Source organism: Acinetobacter cumulans, assembly GCF_003024525.3.
Classification (GTDB): domain Bacteria; phylum Pseudomonadota; class Gammaproteobacteria; order Pseudomonadales; family Moraxellaceae; genus Acinetobacter; species Acinetobacter cumulans.
On sequence record NZ_CP035934.2, the window covers coordinates 2,028,720 to 2,042,183 of the forward strand.

Here is a 13,464-nt window from a genome sequence, read left to right on the forward strand (position 1 = left end):
GGATAAATTGGGTTTGTTAAACCTTCATCATTCTAGCTGATCTGCCAGATGATTTATGAATGTTTTACAGCCCCTTAAACGATATTTGATCTATTTTACAAAGAAAATAACGTTTTTACTTGCCTTGTAGTTTACAGTTTGCTTATGCTTCTCACAACCAAAAAACCCATGGCTTTGTTGTCCATGATTAGGAGATTACACAATGAGTTTTCCTCAAGTCGAATTAAACACCAATAAAGGTCGTATTGTTCTTGAGCTTAACAGTGAAAAAGCACCAAAAACTGTAGCTAACTTCTTAGAATACGTTCGTGACGGTTTCTATGACGGCGTGATTTTCCACCGCGTAATCGACGGATTCATGATCCAAGGTGGCGGTATGGATGAAAACTTTAAAGAAAAAGCAACACGCGATGCAATTGAAAACGAAGCTGACAACGGCTTAACCAATGACCTTGGTACAATTGCAATGGCACGTACACAAGCACCTCACTCTGCTTCTGCACAATTCTTTATTAACGTTGGCAACAACTCTTTCCTTAACCACTCTGGCAAAAATGCTCAAGGTTGGGGTTATGCAGTATTTGGTAAAGTAACTGAAGGCCTAGACGTAGTTAACGCAATTAAAGGCGTTCGTACAGGTAACCGTGGTTACCACGCTGACGTTCCGCTTGAAAACGTAGTGATCGAATCTGCAAAAATCATTGCTGAATAAAAAACGTCCTCTCCATTCTTTATGAGTTTTAAAGCATCGCTTTAAAATGGAGTAATGAAAAGGTTTCTCTATTTAGAGAAACCTTGAGGATGATAAGGAAAAGATTTGTGACCTATCTGTTTATCGCTGATTTACATTTGTCACCCGATCACCCTCGACTCGTTCGGGGGTTTTTGGATTTATTAGAACACTATAAAACCCAGCAAACCCAGCTGTATATTTTAGGCGACTGGTTTAATGCGTGGATTGGCGATGACTACAGTGCCCCATGGCTAGATGAAATTGTACAAGCCTTGCAAAGTTTTCATGCATCAGGCAATCAGGTTTATTTTGTTGTAGGTAATCGTGACTTCGCCTTAGGGCAAAAGTTTCTGAACCAATTCCATGGTACTTTGCTCAAAGAAATCTCTACGCTACAAATTGGCAATACACGGTATCGCATTGAACATGGTGATCTCCTTTGCACCGATGACCTATCCTACCAACGCTTTCGTAAAGTAATTCGTAACCCACTCATTTTAGGCTTACTCAAAAAAACACCTTTAAGCTTCCGACAAAAATTAGCACATGGCTTTCGCAAAAAAAGCCAACAAGCCAATCAAATTAAAAGCTATGAAGTGATGGATGTGAATCAACAGGCCGTTGAAAATGCTTTGGCTCATGTCGATGTATTAATTCATGGTCATACACACCGCCCAGCCATTCACCAAGTTGCACATAAACAACGTATTGTATTAGGCGACTGGCGTGCACATGAGGCGCAAATTTTAGAAATATCCCCTCAAAATCATACAAGCCCACCATCCTTAAAACTCAGCACATGGTCGTATTAAATTTACACCAGTTTCGACATTCCTCATCACATAGCAAATTTCGTATCTAAATGCTTTAAATTCAACAGTGCGTTTACTACTATTCAAAAATTGAGTCATAAGTTCTCAAAGCAATAAAAACTGCCGAATGACAGTTTTTATTGCTTATTCAAATGTGTACGATTAAGCTGCAATTTCAGCTTGCTTCGCTACAGGGCTATTACCAATTTGCCAAACATAAGGTAAGGCCGTTTGATTAATTACCCAATCTCCAATCACCTTTTGCTTATAAATAAGTGGGTTATGTGAAGATACCACACGTGCATTACGCCAGAAACGATCCAGTTGCTTAGCCGTACTACTGGCCGATGCACCCAAGCTGTTAAATAATTCTGTACTTAAATTAAGCACCAATTCAGAGATAACAACCTGACCTTGGGATGACTCCAATTCAGCACGGTCATTGGCCTGTTGCTCGAAGGTGGCATCCGACTGAAAATGACTCAGATAAGCAGCATCCAAAGCTTTTGCTGTAGCTAATGTAATAGCTTCACTGGCATAGGCTTGAGCTGAAGCTTTACCAATGACTTGTAAAATTTGCGCATCATCACGGACTAAATCTGCATTGCCATGACTAAAGATTCGTGTACGCTGACGAACTTCTTCGCTAAAAGTCGCCACTGCGCTGTGTGCAATACCTGCCAAAGTTGCGAGATGCACCACTTGATAGAATGCAGTTTGGTACTTAAAACGCTGCTCAAATGGCAAAATGTGATCGCGCTCAATGGCCACATCTTGAATGGTTAAAGTACCACTCCCCGTGGTTTTCTGGCCAAAACCATCCCAATCATCGCTAATTTTTACCCCTGCATCCTTTGTAGCAACTGCTGCAATCACATGCTGATTTTGGGTTTCATCCAAAGCAAAAAGATCAATCCAATCCGCAAAAATAGTGCCGGTTGAATAATACTTTTGCCCATTCACACTTAATTGTCCATCTTGATTGGCCGTCACTCGTGTAGCAACATCACCAATTTCAACTTGGCCAATTTCCGTCCAAGCATTGCCCACCAAATCACCCTGTACAAAACGCTTAAACCATATCGTTTGATCTTGATCTTTATGCGCATTTAATCGGTCTTCGACAAAGGCAAAATGCCCACGCAGTGCTTGCACCACATTTGAATCGGCTTTCGCTAATTCAATCAATAGGCGAAACAGTTGCTGTTGAGATAGTCCGTCACCACCAAATGCCGTTGGTACACGTACTGCACCAAAGCCTACTTGCTTTAGAGCTTGAATAGCGTCAAATGGTAGCTTCCGCTGCATTTCACGCTCTAATGCACCTAAAGCAATCTGCTGAAAAATAGGACGAAATTTTGTCGCAACCTGCTCGTAATCAGCACCGAGTGATAAATTTTGATTATTTTGAATGCTCATATTTAATTCCTCTTAGCTCCAAGCATGACGGGGTAAAGCAACATCATTAAGATAATAATTTCCAACAAGATTTAATTTCCAACGTACAGGGTCATGTAGCGTATGGGTACGGGCATTGCGCCAATGGCGATCTAAATTCAGCTCAGATAAAGTTGAACGTGTACCTGACAACTCAAACAGCTTATTGGCTGCCAAAAGTGCAATTTCAGTGGTCAGCACTTTAGATTCAGCCGTGAGTAAAGTCGCTTGAGACACCGTTTCTTCTGTAGGTTCTTGCAAAGCTTTATCAATTGCCACTGCAGCTAAATCTAATACAGCCTCTGCTGCACGTAATTTAATTTTTATTTCACCAATATTGGCAATGGTATATGGGTCTTGTACAGCCTGCTCTAAACCCGAATCAATCCAAGGACGAGCATGCTGACGCACGTAGTCAATGGTTTCTTGAATCGCGCCACGGGCGATACCTGCATCGACCGCAGATTGAATAAATTGTGAAATTGCACCAGCAACTGTAGGACGCTCAAATGCCTGATGGATTGGTACAACATACTTTAAATCAACTTTCACATTGTCTAAAAGCACTGAACCACTGACAGTTGTACGTTGCCCAAAGCCACTCCAGTCATTAATGATAGTTAAGCCTGGTGTGTGTTGTGGCACTAAGGCTGCATAAGGTTTTCCATCATTAACTGCAACCACGGGAACCCAATGCGCAAGTAAGGCCCCTGTTGCAAAGAATTTTTGCCCATTAATAAGGGCATGATCTGCTTCAAAATCGATACGCGTAGTGAGCTCAGCCACGTTTTTTGAACCTTTTTCCGAAAATGCATTGCCAAAGCGTTTGCCTTGTAATACTTGCTCAAAGAAAAAAGCTTGTTGCTCAGGTTGAGCATCTAAGCGAATATGCTCTACAAAAGCCCAGTGGTTTTGGGCAATTTGCCCCAAAGAAGAGTCTACACTCGAAATAATTTTGACGACTTCTGCCAGCGTCTTATAACTTACGCCTGCACCGCCAAACTCACGTGGTACGTTAATCCCCCATAGCCCAGAGGCAGAATAGCGTTGTACCTCTTGTAAAGGTAAGCGTCTTTCATGGTCACGCTTTGAAGCCTCTTTGGCAAATTCATGTGCCAAAGTTTCAGCAATTGCTATTGCTTCTTCATCGCTACGAACCACATTGGCTAAATCGTCAGAATGATAAAAATCACGAGGAATATTTTGTGCATCTTTTAATTTAATTTCAATTTTTGATGTCATTTTTTCAATGCTCAAATGGTTATTTATAATTAAGCTAGCACTTTTTATTTTGATTTTTTATATATTAATCTTCAAACCAAATCACTTTATTTAAAATACAAAATACCGATATATTTTATTTCATAATAATGTCATTCTTCCTTACAATTTAATAATAATTAAACATAAATCTCAAATAACCCAAAAACAACAACCCACAAATTAAACATATATTTCAATATCTTAAATAAATATTAAGTTAATTTTAAAGACTTATTTATAAATCACAATTATTGCTATATCAATTATATGATAAACATTCATTTTTTTATTCATAACGTATCCGTATATTTTTCTTAATATAAAAGCAAGCTCTACATATAGATTACATGATGACAAAACAAATTCGCTTTAATGCCTTTGAAATGAATTGCATTGCCCACCAATCGCCTGGTTTATGGCGACATCCGCTTGACCGCTCTACCGAATACAAAGATTTAGAATACTGGACTGACTTAGCCAAAATTTTAGAACGTGGCATCTTTGATGGTGTTTTTATTGCCGATGTCTTAGGTATTTACGATGTTTATCATGGTTCAGCTGAACACGCTTTAACAGGTGCAGTACAAGTCCCTGTCAATGATCCCTTGCAAATTGTACCAGCAATGGCTGCCGTAACTCAGCACTTAGGATTTGGGGTAACGACCTCTATTTCATTCGAACATCCATATCCATTTGCACGGCGTATGAGTACCTTAGACCATCTTACCAAAGGCCGTGCTGGCTGGAATATCGTGACATCTTATTTAGAAAGTGGCTCAAAAAATTTAGGCCTAAAAACTCAAGTCAGCCATGACAATCGTTATGACATTGCGGATGAATACTTAGAGGTTTTATATAAGCTTTGGGAAGGTTCTTGGGAAGATGATGCTGTCTTACGTGATAAGCAAAAAGGCATCTTTGCAGATCATACAAAAGTTCACCCTATTCAACATGAAGGGCAATATTTTAGCGTACCAGGCATTCATATTTGTGAACCGTCACCGCAGCGTACTCCCGTTTTATATCAAGCTGGCGCATCAGCACGTGGGCAAAAATTTGCCAGTCAAAATGCTGAATGTGTGTTTATTTCTGCACCAACACAAGTCGCTGTTAAAAAATTAGCTTCAGGTATTCGCCATAATTTAGCCCAAGAAGGCAAAGATCCAAACTCTGTACTGATCTACACCATGTTGGCAATTGTGGTAGATGAAACTGATGAAAAAGCTCAAGCTAAATTTCGTGAATATCAACAATATGGCAGTTACGATGGTGGCTTGACGCCTGCATCGGGTTGGTCAGGTGTCGATTTTGCTCAATTTAAAGCCACAGACCAAGTCGAATATATTCAGACCAATGCCATTCAATCAATGTTGCAGTCTTATGTTGAAGCAGATCCAAATAAAGTGTGGACCATTGAAGAAATTGCACACTGGACCAGTGTCGGTGGTAATGGGCCTGTCATTGTTGGCTCACCAATAACGGTTGCAGATCGACTGCAAGAGTGGATTGATGTGACAGGAATTGATGGCTTTAACCTCGCATATATTTTGGCTCATCAGAGCTTTGAAGATGTTGTGACTTATATTGTTCCCGAATTGCAACGTAGAGGCGTTTATCCAACAGCATATCGTGAAGGCACCTTACGCGAGAAGCTGTTTGCACAAGGACCAAGACTTCCAGATGAGCATCGTGCAGCGCAATATCGCCACCGTAATTCAGCACCCAAAACAAACACCAAGCCTTGAAGCGGATACTGTCAGCGTATAGCACGACATAAATTCAAGCATAAAAAAACGGTAACTATTCAAGTTACCGTTTTTTGAAATACTGTATAAACAGTATTTTGATATCAGATTAATGACTTAAGCGATACAATTGATTTGGACCAGTATAAAAACTTTTACCATCCAAATTTAAAGCAAAAGTTTCGCCAGTTTCTAATTCAATCATTTGACCTACATCCACCCAAACAAAACCATTCGGTGTATTTTGTTGGCGTTGCATAGGTACCAATTTCACATTAATTTGACCGCCATTTGACTGGCTGGCAATATGCCATTCATTTAATTTTTTCATTACAATTACTCAAAGTTGAGCATTTGTGACAATCACGCAAAGAGATAAATTAACGCAGATAGAGGAATTATTCTGTATTACTAACTACTAGATGCAATCTAAGCAACTCACTTAGATTTTATATAAATCACAAACCGCTATATAAATAGAAAAGCAGGAACAATACCCGCCTATTAGTTATTCTTTTATACATTTTTTAACTTAACAAAGCAAATTTAACTTGTAACATTTTTTAAACAATCAGTATAAAAGCGCTTATTTTTTTCTTATTCTTCACTGTTTTATTCAATCGCTTTAAAAAATATTGTGTTTTATTACAGGTGCTTTCATGCCTAAAATTCAAGACATGAAAGCGCATAATGTGTGCAATTCAGCATTACAATTTTAACGCTCGACTGCTTAATAACCTGCAGAAACTTGTACCTCTTCTACATCTGGTTTGTAACGCTGAAGCAAAGTTCTTAGCGACTGCATTAATACACTGGTATCTACACCGACTGCTACAAACTCTGTACCTAAGGCTAAATACTGCTCGGTTGCTTCATGTTGTGTAGACAAGATACCTGCTGCTTTACCAGATGCACGAATGCACTGAATAGCATCAATCACGGCTTTTTGTACTTCAGGGTGGTTCGGATTACCTTCATAGCCCATTGTTGCAGATAAATCTACTGCACCAATAAAAATGCCATCAATCCCTTCTACTTTTAAAATATCATCTAAATTGGCAAGCCCTTCTACAGACTCAATTTGAATTAATAAACAAATATTTTCATGTGCAGTTGCATAATAGTCAGGGATACTGTTCCAGCGTGTTGCACGTGCTAATGCAGCCCCTACGCCACGCACACCTTCTGGCGGATAACGAACTGCTTTAACCATCAGTTCAGCTTGCTCAACCGACTCCACCATTGGAATTAACAAAGTCTGTGCGCCAATATCTAATAATTGCTTTATCAATTGCACACTACCAATCGGCGGGCGGACTACTGCTTGTGAAGGATAGGCTGCAATACTTTGCAACTGTGATAAGGTTGTACGCAAATCACTCGGCGCATGCTCACCATCAATGAGTAACCAATCGTAGCCGGCATTGGCAGCAATTTCTGTCCCATAAGCATCTGCAAGCCCAACCCAGAGGCCAATTTGCTGCTGAGTTTTTAATTTACGTTTAAAGTGGTTTGTGTAATCTATCATTTACTTGCTCAGTGCAGGAGAAGAGACATCCTTTGATTAAACGCCTTTTGGTAGATTCTGCCAATAGAGATTTTATATCAATTCATTGCTCAAAGTTATTAATAGAATACTTGTAGTAAACTGTAAATATTGAGATTATTAGAAAAATCAAACTTATCATTGAAACAATGAAATTAGACTTTTCTAAAACCAATAAAATTTTCAATATTTTTCTAATACTGCTTTTTATTGTCATACTTATTGATCTCGACCCTGCACTCACATACGTGATCTCAATCATTAAAACCCCATTGCTACTCATTTACTTAGTAAGCACAGCTTTAATACTGTATGAATTTTTACATAAATTTCACGGCCATTTGAATGAAAAAAACCGACTAAAAAGCGCACATAAAGATATACAAGATGCATTGAACCAATTAAGTCATGATGAAAAATACTTTTTGTCTCTATTTACAGAAAAACAAGTACTTGAACTGGGTTTTGACCCTAAAAATCCAACGATTCAAATATTACTAAGCCAAAAATTAATCATTGATTTAAATAAATTTGAAGGTGCTAAAAAACACTACCGAATTCATCCAAATGTATATAGATATTTAAGAACTCACCCCAAAGTTTTATATTAAAATAAAATCATTATTTTAGACCGTTCTGGAAGGCTTCATCATGGATTTGCTCAATATTTCAAAAAGTCGTTATACCACTAAAGCTTACGACCCAAACAAGAAAATTCCACCAGAACAATTTGCACGTTTACTTGAAATTCTTCGTTTGACACCCTCTTCTATCAATATTCAACCTTGGCACTTTTTTATTGCCGATCATAGTGCCGCGAAAGAACGTATTGCAAAAGCCTTGGTGGGTAAATATGCCTACAATGCACCAAAAGTACTCGACTCATCACATACCATTTTATTTTGTACCCAAGCCGATATTAGCGAAACGCACCTTGAGCACTTACTGAGCCGTGATGAAGCAAGCGGACGCTTTAAAGATGAGCAAGCCAAACAAGGGCAAAAAGACAGCCGTACGGGCTATGTGAATTTTTATCGCAACGAAAAAGGTGATATTCAGCGCTGGGCCGAAAATCAGACCTTTATTGCCCTTGGCCAAATGCTTTTAGCTGCAGGTATTGAAGGTGTGGATGCAACACCAATTGGTGGTTTTGATGAGGATATTATAAGCGATGAGCTACAGCTTGTTGAGAAAGGTTTAATTCCCTCCGTATTATTAACCTTGGGCTACCGCAGTGAAAAAGACTTCAACGCCAAACTACCTAAATCACGCCTGAGCCAAGAAGAAATATTCACCAAGCTATAATATTTTCAATAAAGCGACGAAAGGGGGATTATTCCCTCTTTCATGTCATTTTAGGACTTATTTTTTAAACATAAATCGAGTATATTTTGCGCAACTTAATATCTTGGTCAATTATCATGTTTGTTGCACCTAAATTACCGATGAAATTTTATTGCGCTTCATGTAAATCCATTTATCTACAACCCTACCAAGCAAAAGCGCGCCTTTTTTATCCACACTGCCCTCAATGTCAGCAACCTGGACAATTACAAGGCACAGTAGAGACACAAGACTTTATTAAACACCCCATCCCCCTCATCAAAAGCTATTTACAAGGCTTCAGCCGATCTTTAAATAGTTAAAATATTCTTTTAAAAATAATGCTTTAGCCAAAACATAAATCTATGTGTTTATTTTTTGGCCTATATTTTGCTTTTTATTAAATACTTTTATATTCAATCAAGGGGAATACTCATGTCTATGCTGTTTAACCTACCAATGAAGTTTGAATGTACCCATTGTAATACCTGCTATATGCACCCTTATCAAATACAAGAACACCATTACCCTGCTTGCCCTCAATGTAAGGCACAAGGTCAATTACTTGGCATTGCTGAAACAGGCGATTTAATACAAAATCCTATTCATGCGATGAACAGCTACTTGTCATGGGTCAAAAGTAAATTAACGCCACATAGTCACTAAATGACTTAAGTAATGCGTTGAGTTAATGCTTAACGACAATAAAAATAATGCAAAAAGAATAATCTAGAAAATGTAACAGCCTACAGTAAATCATGCATAACTTCCTCCAGTTATGCATGATTTTTTACATCGCATAGGCCAAGCACAAAACACTACTTAAGCCTAAAGCTAAACCCAAAGCAACAATGGGCTTCACACGCTCTTTAAAGATAAATAATCCACTGAGCACACCGAGCATCACCACCAATACATTCATGCCTGCAAATACGACTGCTGGCGAATCTTTCAATAACATATGTGCTTTCACATATAAGGCAATATTGGCAAAATTTAATACGCCAAGTAGTAAACCTGCTCCAATATTTTGCCATGTTCCCATACTTTTATATTTAACAATGATGTATAGCATGGACAAAACAAAGGCAAAAATAAACATCAAATTCAGTGTCACTGAAAATTGTAAACCCAAGCCTGTCGTATATTTCAGCAATACATCTATGAGTGCATAACCTACCCAAACCGCTAAAAGCGAAATAAAAGCCATCGGTTTTGCACCATGATTCAACTGTTTGCTTTTATGTGAATCTAATATACAAAATACGGCGCAAACCCCCATGATAATGCCCAAAATTTTCAGCTGATTAAAGGCTTCATGAAAAATGAAATATGCTGCCAGCAATGACAACACCACCGATAAACGCTGGGCAATTTCGGTTTTTAAAATACCTGCGCTTTGCAATGATTTAGACAAACAGAAAAAAATTGCAGGGAGCAATATGCCTAAAACGGTAATCAACCACCATGGTGTATGCTCGACTGACACATGGACTAAATCTGGCTTAAACCATAAATAGGTCAATACACTGGCCATCGCATAATTCCATGCAATCATTTGCATTGGAACTAAGCCTCGATCTCGGCATATTTTTAAGATTATAGATACCGCCACACTGCACAGCGCAGCTGCAAATATCAATTCCATGATGGTGTATCCTCTATCAAGCGATATTTTATATTTTTTCTTATCAATACAAGAAAAGCCCACATATTGTGGGCTTTTGCTGATAAATAATCTATGACAAATTATTTATAACGATCAACCATTTTCTCTAAAGAAATCGGGCGGATCTTGTCAGCGTTGCCAGCTGTACCAAATGCTGTGTAACGGTCTACACAGATTTGTTTCATTGCATCAACAGTTTGAGCAAAGAATTTACGCGGGTCAAATTCGCTTGGTTTTTCAGCCATCATACGGCGCATTGCACCAGTAGACGCTAAACGCAAATCTGTATCGATGTTGATTTTACGAACACCGTGTTTGATTGCTTCAACCAATTGCTCAACAGGAACACCATAAGTTTCTTTGATGTCGCCGCCATATTGGTTAATGATTGCAAGCCATTCTTGAGGAACAGAGCTTGAACCATGCATTACAAGATGCGTGTTTGGCAATGCCGCATGAATTTCTTTAATACGGTCAATCGCTAGGATGTCGCCTGTAGGTGGACGCGTGAACTTGTAAGCACCGTGTGACGTACCTACTGCAATAGCAAGCGCATCTACATTCGTATCCGCAACGAATTGAGTTGCTTCTTCAACAGAAGTTAAAAGCTGTGAATGGTCAAGAACGCCTTCTGCGCCTACGCCATCTTCTTCACCAGCCATACCAGTTTCTAGGCTACCTAAACAGCCAATTTCACCTTCAACTGATACGCCGCACGCATGCGCCATTGCAACTGTACGACGAGTTACGTCTACGTTGTATTCGTAAGTTGTTGGTGTTTTGCCGTCTGCACCCAAAGAACCGTCCATCATTACTGATGAGAAGCCTAATTGGATAGAACGCTGACATACGTCAGGGTCTGTACCATGGTCCTGATGCATTACAACAGGAATATGCGGCCATTCTTCAATTGCTGCCAAAATAAGGTGACGTAAGAATGGAGCGCCTGCATATTTACGCGCACCAGCAGAAGCTTGTACGATTACAGGTGAATTCGTTTCGTCTGCGGCCAACATGATAGCGCGCATTTGTTCTAAGTTGTTTACGTTAAACGCTGGTACGCCGTAGTTGTGTTCGCCGGCGTGATCCAAGAGCTGGCGCAATGAAATAAGAGCCATAATGTCCTCCCAGGTAATGCGACATATTCTACATGCACAATCATTTCAATTCAGCAAAAAAACCAACTTTTATATAAAAAATCCCTGCTTATGCAGGGACTTTTAAAATAATGTCAGCAATTTTAGTGAGCTGCTGCTGAAGCTTCTGTTTGCTCAGTGTCTGCTGTCGCCTCATCTGCAGGTGCATTCGCAATTTCTGCAGGTACATCCGTATTTTTTTCGTCCAAGACTGGTTTATCTAAAGAGTCAATTGCCGCTTGTTGCTCTGGCGTCACTTTGTCATTTGTAACTGCAGCAGATGCTTCAGTCGCATCATGTGGAGCTGCATCTTTTTTTGCACACGCTGTTAATGCTAAAGGCGCAATTAATACTGCTGCAAGTGCCAGTTTTAGGTTCATCACATTGTCCTACGGGTTGATGATTAACTTCGTAGAAAATTTTATTGCAGAAATATTGCATTTTTATGACTGAAAAATGAACGGCCATAAAAAAAGGGCTAACAATTGTCAGCCCTTTTTTGTATTTCAGTCTTAATCAAAGACGAAATGCTTATGCACGCTCAATAAGCGCAGCAACTGCAGGAAGTGTTTTACCTTCTACAAACTCAAGGAATGCACCACCACCTGTAGAGATATAACCAATTTTGTCTGCAACTTCATATTTGTCGATCGCAGCTAAAGTATCGCCACCACCAGCAATTGAGAAACCAGCAGATTCAGCGATCGCTAAAGATAATGTTTTAGTACCTTCGCCAAACTGATCAACTTCAAATACGCCTACTGGGCCATTCCACAGAATTGTTTTTGAAGTTTTTAAAATTTCAGCAAATGCTTTCGCTGTTTCTGGGCCAACGTCCAAAATCATGTCGTTGTCAGTTACATCTTCAACTTTTTTCACAACTGCTTTCGCTGCAGCCAATGAACCTAAGAAGTCATCAAAATTAATTTCTGACGCATCTGCCACAACTACGTCTGTAGGAAGTGGTACAGATACTTTGGCAGCAATTGCTTTTGCAGTGTCGATCAAATCATTTTCGCAAAGTGATTTGCCCACGTTAAAGCCAGCAGCAGCTAAGAATGTATTAGCAATACCACCGCCAACGATCAATTGATCGCAAATATCTGAAAGTGATGTTAATACATCAAGCTTAGTTGATACTTTAGAACCCGCAACAATCGCAACCATTGGCTTTTCAGGAGTTTGTAGCGCACGACCCAAAGCATCTAATTCAGCTGCCAATAAAGGACCTGCAGCTGCAACTTTTGCACAACGTGCAACGCCTTCAGTTGATGCTTCTGCACGGTGAGCCGTACCAAATGCATCCATTACATAGACATCACAAAGTGCTGCATATTTTGCAGATAATTCTGGGTTGTTTTTCTTTTCACCAACGTTAAAACGGCAGTTTTCAAGTAATACCACTTGACCTGGTACAACTTCAACGCCATCTAAGTATTCAGTGATTAACTTAACTTCTTGGCCTAAAGCTTCTGTTAAGTATGCCGCTACAGGAGCAAGCGATTGTTCCGCTTTAGGTTCACCTTCAACAGGACGACCAAGGTGTGAATACACCATTACAGCTGCACCTTGCGCAAGGGCTGCTTTAATTGTTGGTAATGCCGCACGTAAACGGGCATCACTTGTAATCACGCCATTTTTAACAGGTACGTTTAAGTCTTCACGAATTAGAACACGCTTACCCGCTAAATCAAGATCAGTCATACGCTGAAAGTTCATGCATTGCTCTCTTTATTGATATCAAAACGCGAAGATTTTAAATGATTATACGAAAAAAGGTTAGCTTCTTTTGCAGAAAAG

General features: G+C 39.4%; 13 protein-coding genes and 1 pseudogene. 6 read left to right on the forward strand and 8 right to left on the reverse strand.

Annotation, left to right across the window (positions count from 1 at the left end; genetic code table 11):
* Nucleotides 1-202 precede the first annotated feature (202 nt).
* Complete coding sequence (locus C9E88_RS09645; protein WP_106984791.1) at nucleotides 203-712, forward strand: peptidylprolyl isomerase; 510 nt, start codon at nucleotides 203-205, stop codon at nucleotides 710-712.
* 107 nt (nucleotides 713-819) lie between these two features.
* Complete coding sequence (locus tag C9E88_RS09650; RefSeq protein ID WP_106984792.1) at nucleotides 820-1,545, forward strand: UDP-2,3-diacylglucosamine diphosphatase; 726 nt, start codon at nucleotides 820-822, stop codon at nucleotides 1,543-1,545.
* Nucleotides 1,546-1,707: 162 nt separating this feature from the next.
* On the opposite strand, the gene C9E88_RS09655 is transcribed toward C9E88_RS09650, so the two are convergent.
* Together C9E88_RS09655 and C9E88_RS09660 are read right to left on the reverse strand one after the other, a co-directional pair.
* Entirely contained in the window at nucleotides 1,708-2,964 is a 1,257-nt protein-coding gene (locus C9E88_RS09655) for an acyl-CoA dehydrogenase family protein (protein ID WP_106984793.1), read from the reverse strand.
* Nucleotides 2,965-2,976: 12 nt separating this feature from the next.
* Nucleotides 2,977-4,143: pseudogene (locus C9E88_RS09660) on the reverse strand (SfnB family sulfur acquisition oxidoreductase); the annotation flags it as partial.
* A 452-nt stretch (nucleotides 4,144-4,595) separates the two neighbouring features.
* Between C9E88_RS09660 and C9E88_RS09665 the strand changes: the two are divergent.
* Nucleotides 4,596-5,990: an LLM class flavin-dependent oxidoreductase gene (locus C9E88_RS09665; RefSeq protein ID WP_106984841.1), complete on the forward strand. Its 1,395-nt coding sequence runs from the start codon at nucleotides 4,596-4,598 to the stop codon at nucleotides 5,988-5,990.
* A 109-nt stretch (nucleotides 5,991-6,099) separates the two neighbouring features.
* On the opposite strand, the gene C9E88_RS09670 is transcribed toward C9E88_RS09665, so the two are convergent.
* Nucleotides 6,100-6,321, reverse strand: coding sequence for a transposase (locus tag C9E88_RS09670; RefSeq protein WP_106984795.1), 222 nt, complete (start codon nucleotides 6,319-6,321; stop codon nucleotides 6,100-6,102).
* 399 nt (nucleotides 6,322-6,720) lie between these two features.
* Nucleotides 6,721-7,518, reverse strand: a complete 798-nt coding sequence (hpaI, locus tag C9E88_RS09675) for a 4-hydroxy-2-oxoheptanedioate aldolase (RefSeq protein WP_106984796.1) — start codon at nucleotides 7,516-7,518, stop codon at nucleotides 6,721-6,723.
* Between the two features lie 167 nt (nucleotides 7,519-7,685).
* Between hpaI and C9E88_RS09680 the strand changes: the two genes are divergently transcribed.
* The 3 genes from C9E88_RS09680 (at nucleotide 7,686) to C9E88_RS09690 (ending at nucleotide 9,525) form a co-directional block, all read left to right on the forward strand.
* A complete protein-coding gene (locus tag C9E88_RS09680) occupies nucleotides 7,686-8,147 on the forward strand; it encodes a super-infection exclusion protein B (RefSeq protein ID WP_106984797.1) in 462 nt (153 codons plus the stop codon).
* Between the two features lie 40 nt (nucleotides 8,148-8,187).
* A complete protein-coding gene (nfsB, locus tag C9E88_RS09685; RefSeq protein ID WP_106984798.1) occupies nucleotides 8,188-8,841 on the forward strand; it encodes an oxygen-insensitive NAD(P)H nitroreductase in 654 nt (217 codons plus the stop codon).
* Between the two features lie 453 nt (nucleotides 8,842-9,294).
* The gene (locus C9E88_RS09690; protein ID WP_106984800.1) at nucleotides 9,295-9,525 is read left to right on the forward strand and encodes a hypothetical protein; all 231 of its coding nucleotides are present in this window, start codon (nucleotides 9,295-9,297) and stop codon (nucleotides 9,523-9,525) included.
* Between the two features lie 124 nt (nucleotides 9,526-9,649).
* Here C9E88_RS09690 and C9E88_RS09695 read toward each other — a convergent pair whose 3' ends face one another.
* From C9E88_RS09695 to C9E88_RS09710, 4 genes are all read right to left on the reverse strand, one after another.
* Nucleotides 9,650-10,507, reverse strand: coding sequence for a DMT family transporter (locus C9E88_RS09695; protein WP_106984801.1), 858 nt, complete (start codon nucleotides 10,505-10,507; stop codon nucleotides 9,650-9,652).
* A gap of 101 nt (nucleotides 10,508-10,608) precedes the next feature.
* Nucleotides 10,609-11,646, reverse strand: coding sequence for a class II fructose-bisphosphate aldolase (gene fba / locus C9E88_RS09700; protein ID WP_106984802.1), 1,038 nt, complete (start codon nucleotides 11,644-11,646; stop codon nucleotides 10,609-10,611).
* Between the two features lie 122 nt (nucleotides 11,647-11,768).
* On the reverse strand, nucleotides 11,769-12,044 hold the full coding sequence (locus C9E88_RS09705) for a hypothetical protein (RefSeq protein ID WP_106984803.1): 276 nt from the start codon (nucleotides 12,042-12,044) through the stop codon (nucleotides 11,769-11,771).
* Nucleotides 12,045-12,195: 151 nt separating this feature from the next.
* A complete protein-coding gene (locus tag C9E88_RS09710) occupies nucleotides 12,196-13,383 on the reverse strand; it encodes a phosphoglycerate kinase (RefSeq protein WP_106984804.1) in 1,188 nt (395 codons plus the stop codon).
* Nucleotides 13,384-13,464: the final 81 nt, after the last annotated feature.

Coding starts and splice junctions, on each gene's coding strand:
- C9E88_RS09645 (WP_106984791.1), top strand. CDS start 203: ATGAGTTTTCCTCAAGTCGAATTAAACACCAATAAAGGTCGTATTGTT.
- C9E88_RS09655 (WP_106984793.1), bottom strand. CDS start 2,964: ATGAGCATTCAAAATAATCAAAATTTATCACTCGGTGCTGATTACGAG.
- C9E88_RS09665 (WP_106984841.1), top strand. CDS start 4,596: ATGACAAAACAAATTCGCTTTAATGCCTTTGAAATGAATTGCATTGCC.
- C9E88_RS09670 (WP_106984795.1), bottom strand. CDS start 6,321: ATGAAAAAATTAAATGAATGGCATATTGCCAGCCAGTCAAATGGCGGT.
- hpaI (WP_106984796.1), bottom strand. CDS start 7,518: ATGATAGATTACACAAACCACTTTAAACGTAAATTAAAAACTCAGCAG.
- C9E88_RS09680 (WP_106984797.1), top strand. CDS start 7,686: ATGAAATTAGACTTTTCTAAAACCAATAAAATTTTCAATATTTTTCTA.
- nfsB (WP_106984798.1), top strand. CDS start 8,188: ATGGATTTGCTCAATATTTCAAAAAGTCGTTATACCACTAAAGCTTAC.
- C9E88_RS09690 (WP_106984800.1), top strand. CDS start 9,295: ATGTCTATGCTGTTTAACCTACCAATGAAGTTTGAATGTACCCATTGT.
- C9E88_RS09695 (WP_106984801.1), bottom strand. CDS start 10,507: ATGGAATTGATATTTGCAGCTGCGCTGTGCAGTGTGGCGGTATCTATA.
- fba (WP_106984802.1), bottom strand. CDS start 11,646: ATGGCTCTTATTTCATTGCGCCAGCTCTTGGATCACGCCGGCGAACAC.
- C9E88_RS09705 (WP_106984803.1), bottom strand. CDS start 12,044: ATGAACCTAAAACTGGCACTTGCAGCAGTATTAATTGCGCCTTTAGCA.
- C9E88_RS09710 (WP_106984804.1), bottom strand. CDS start 13,383: ATGAACTTTCAGCGTATGACTGATCTTGATTTAGCGGGTAAGCGTGTT.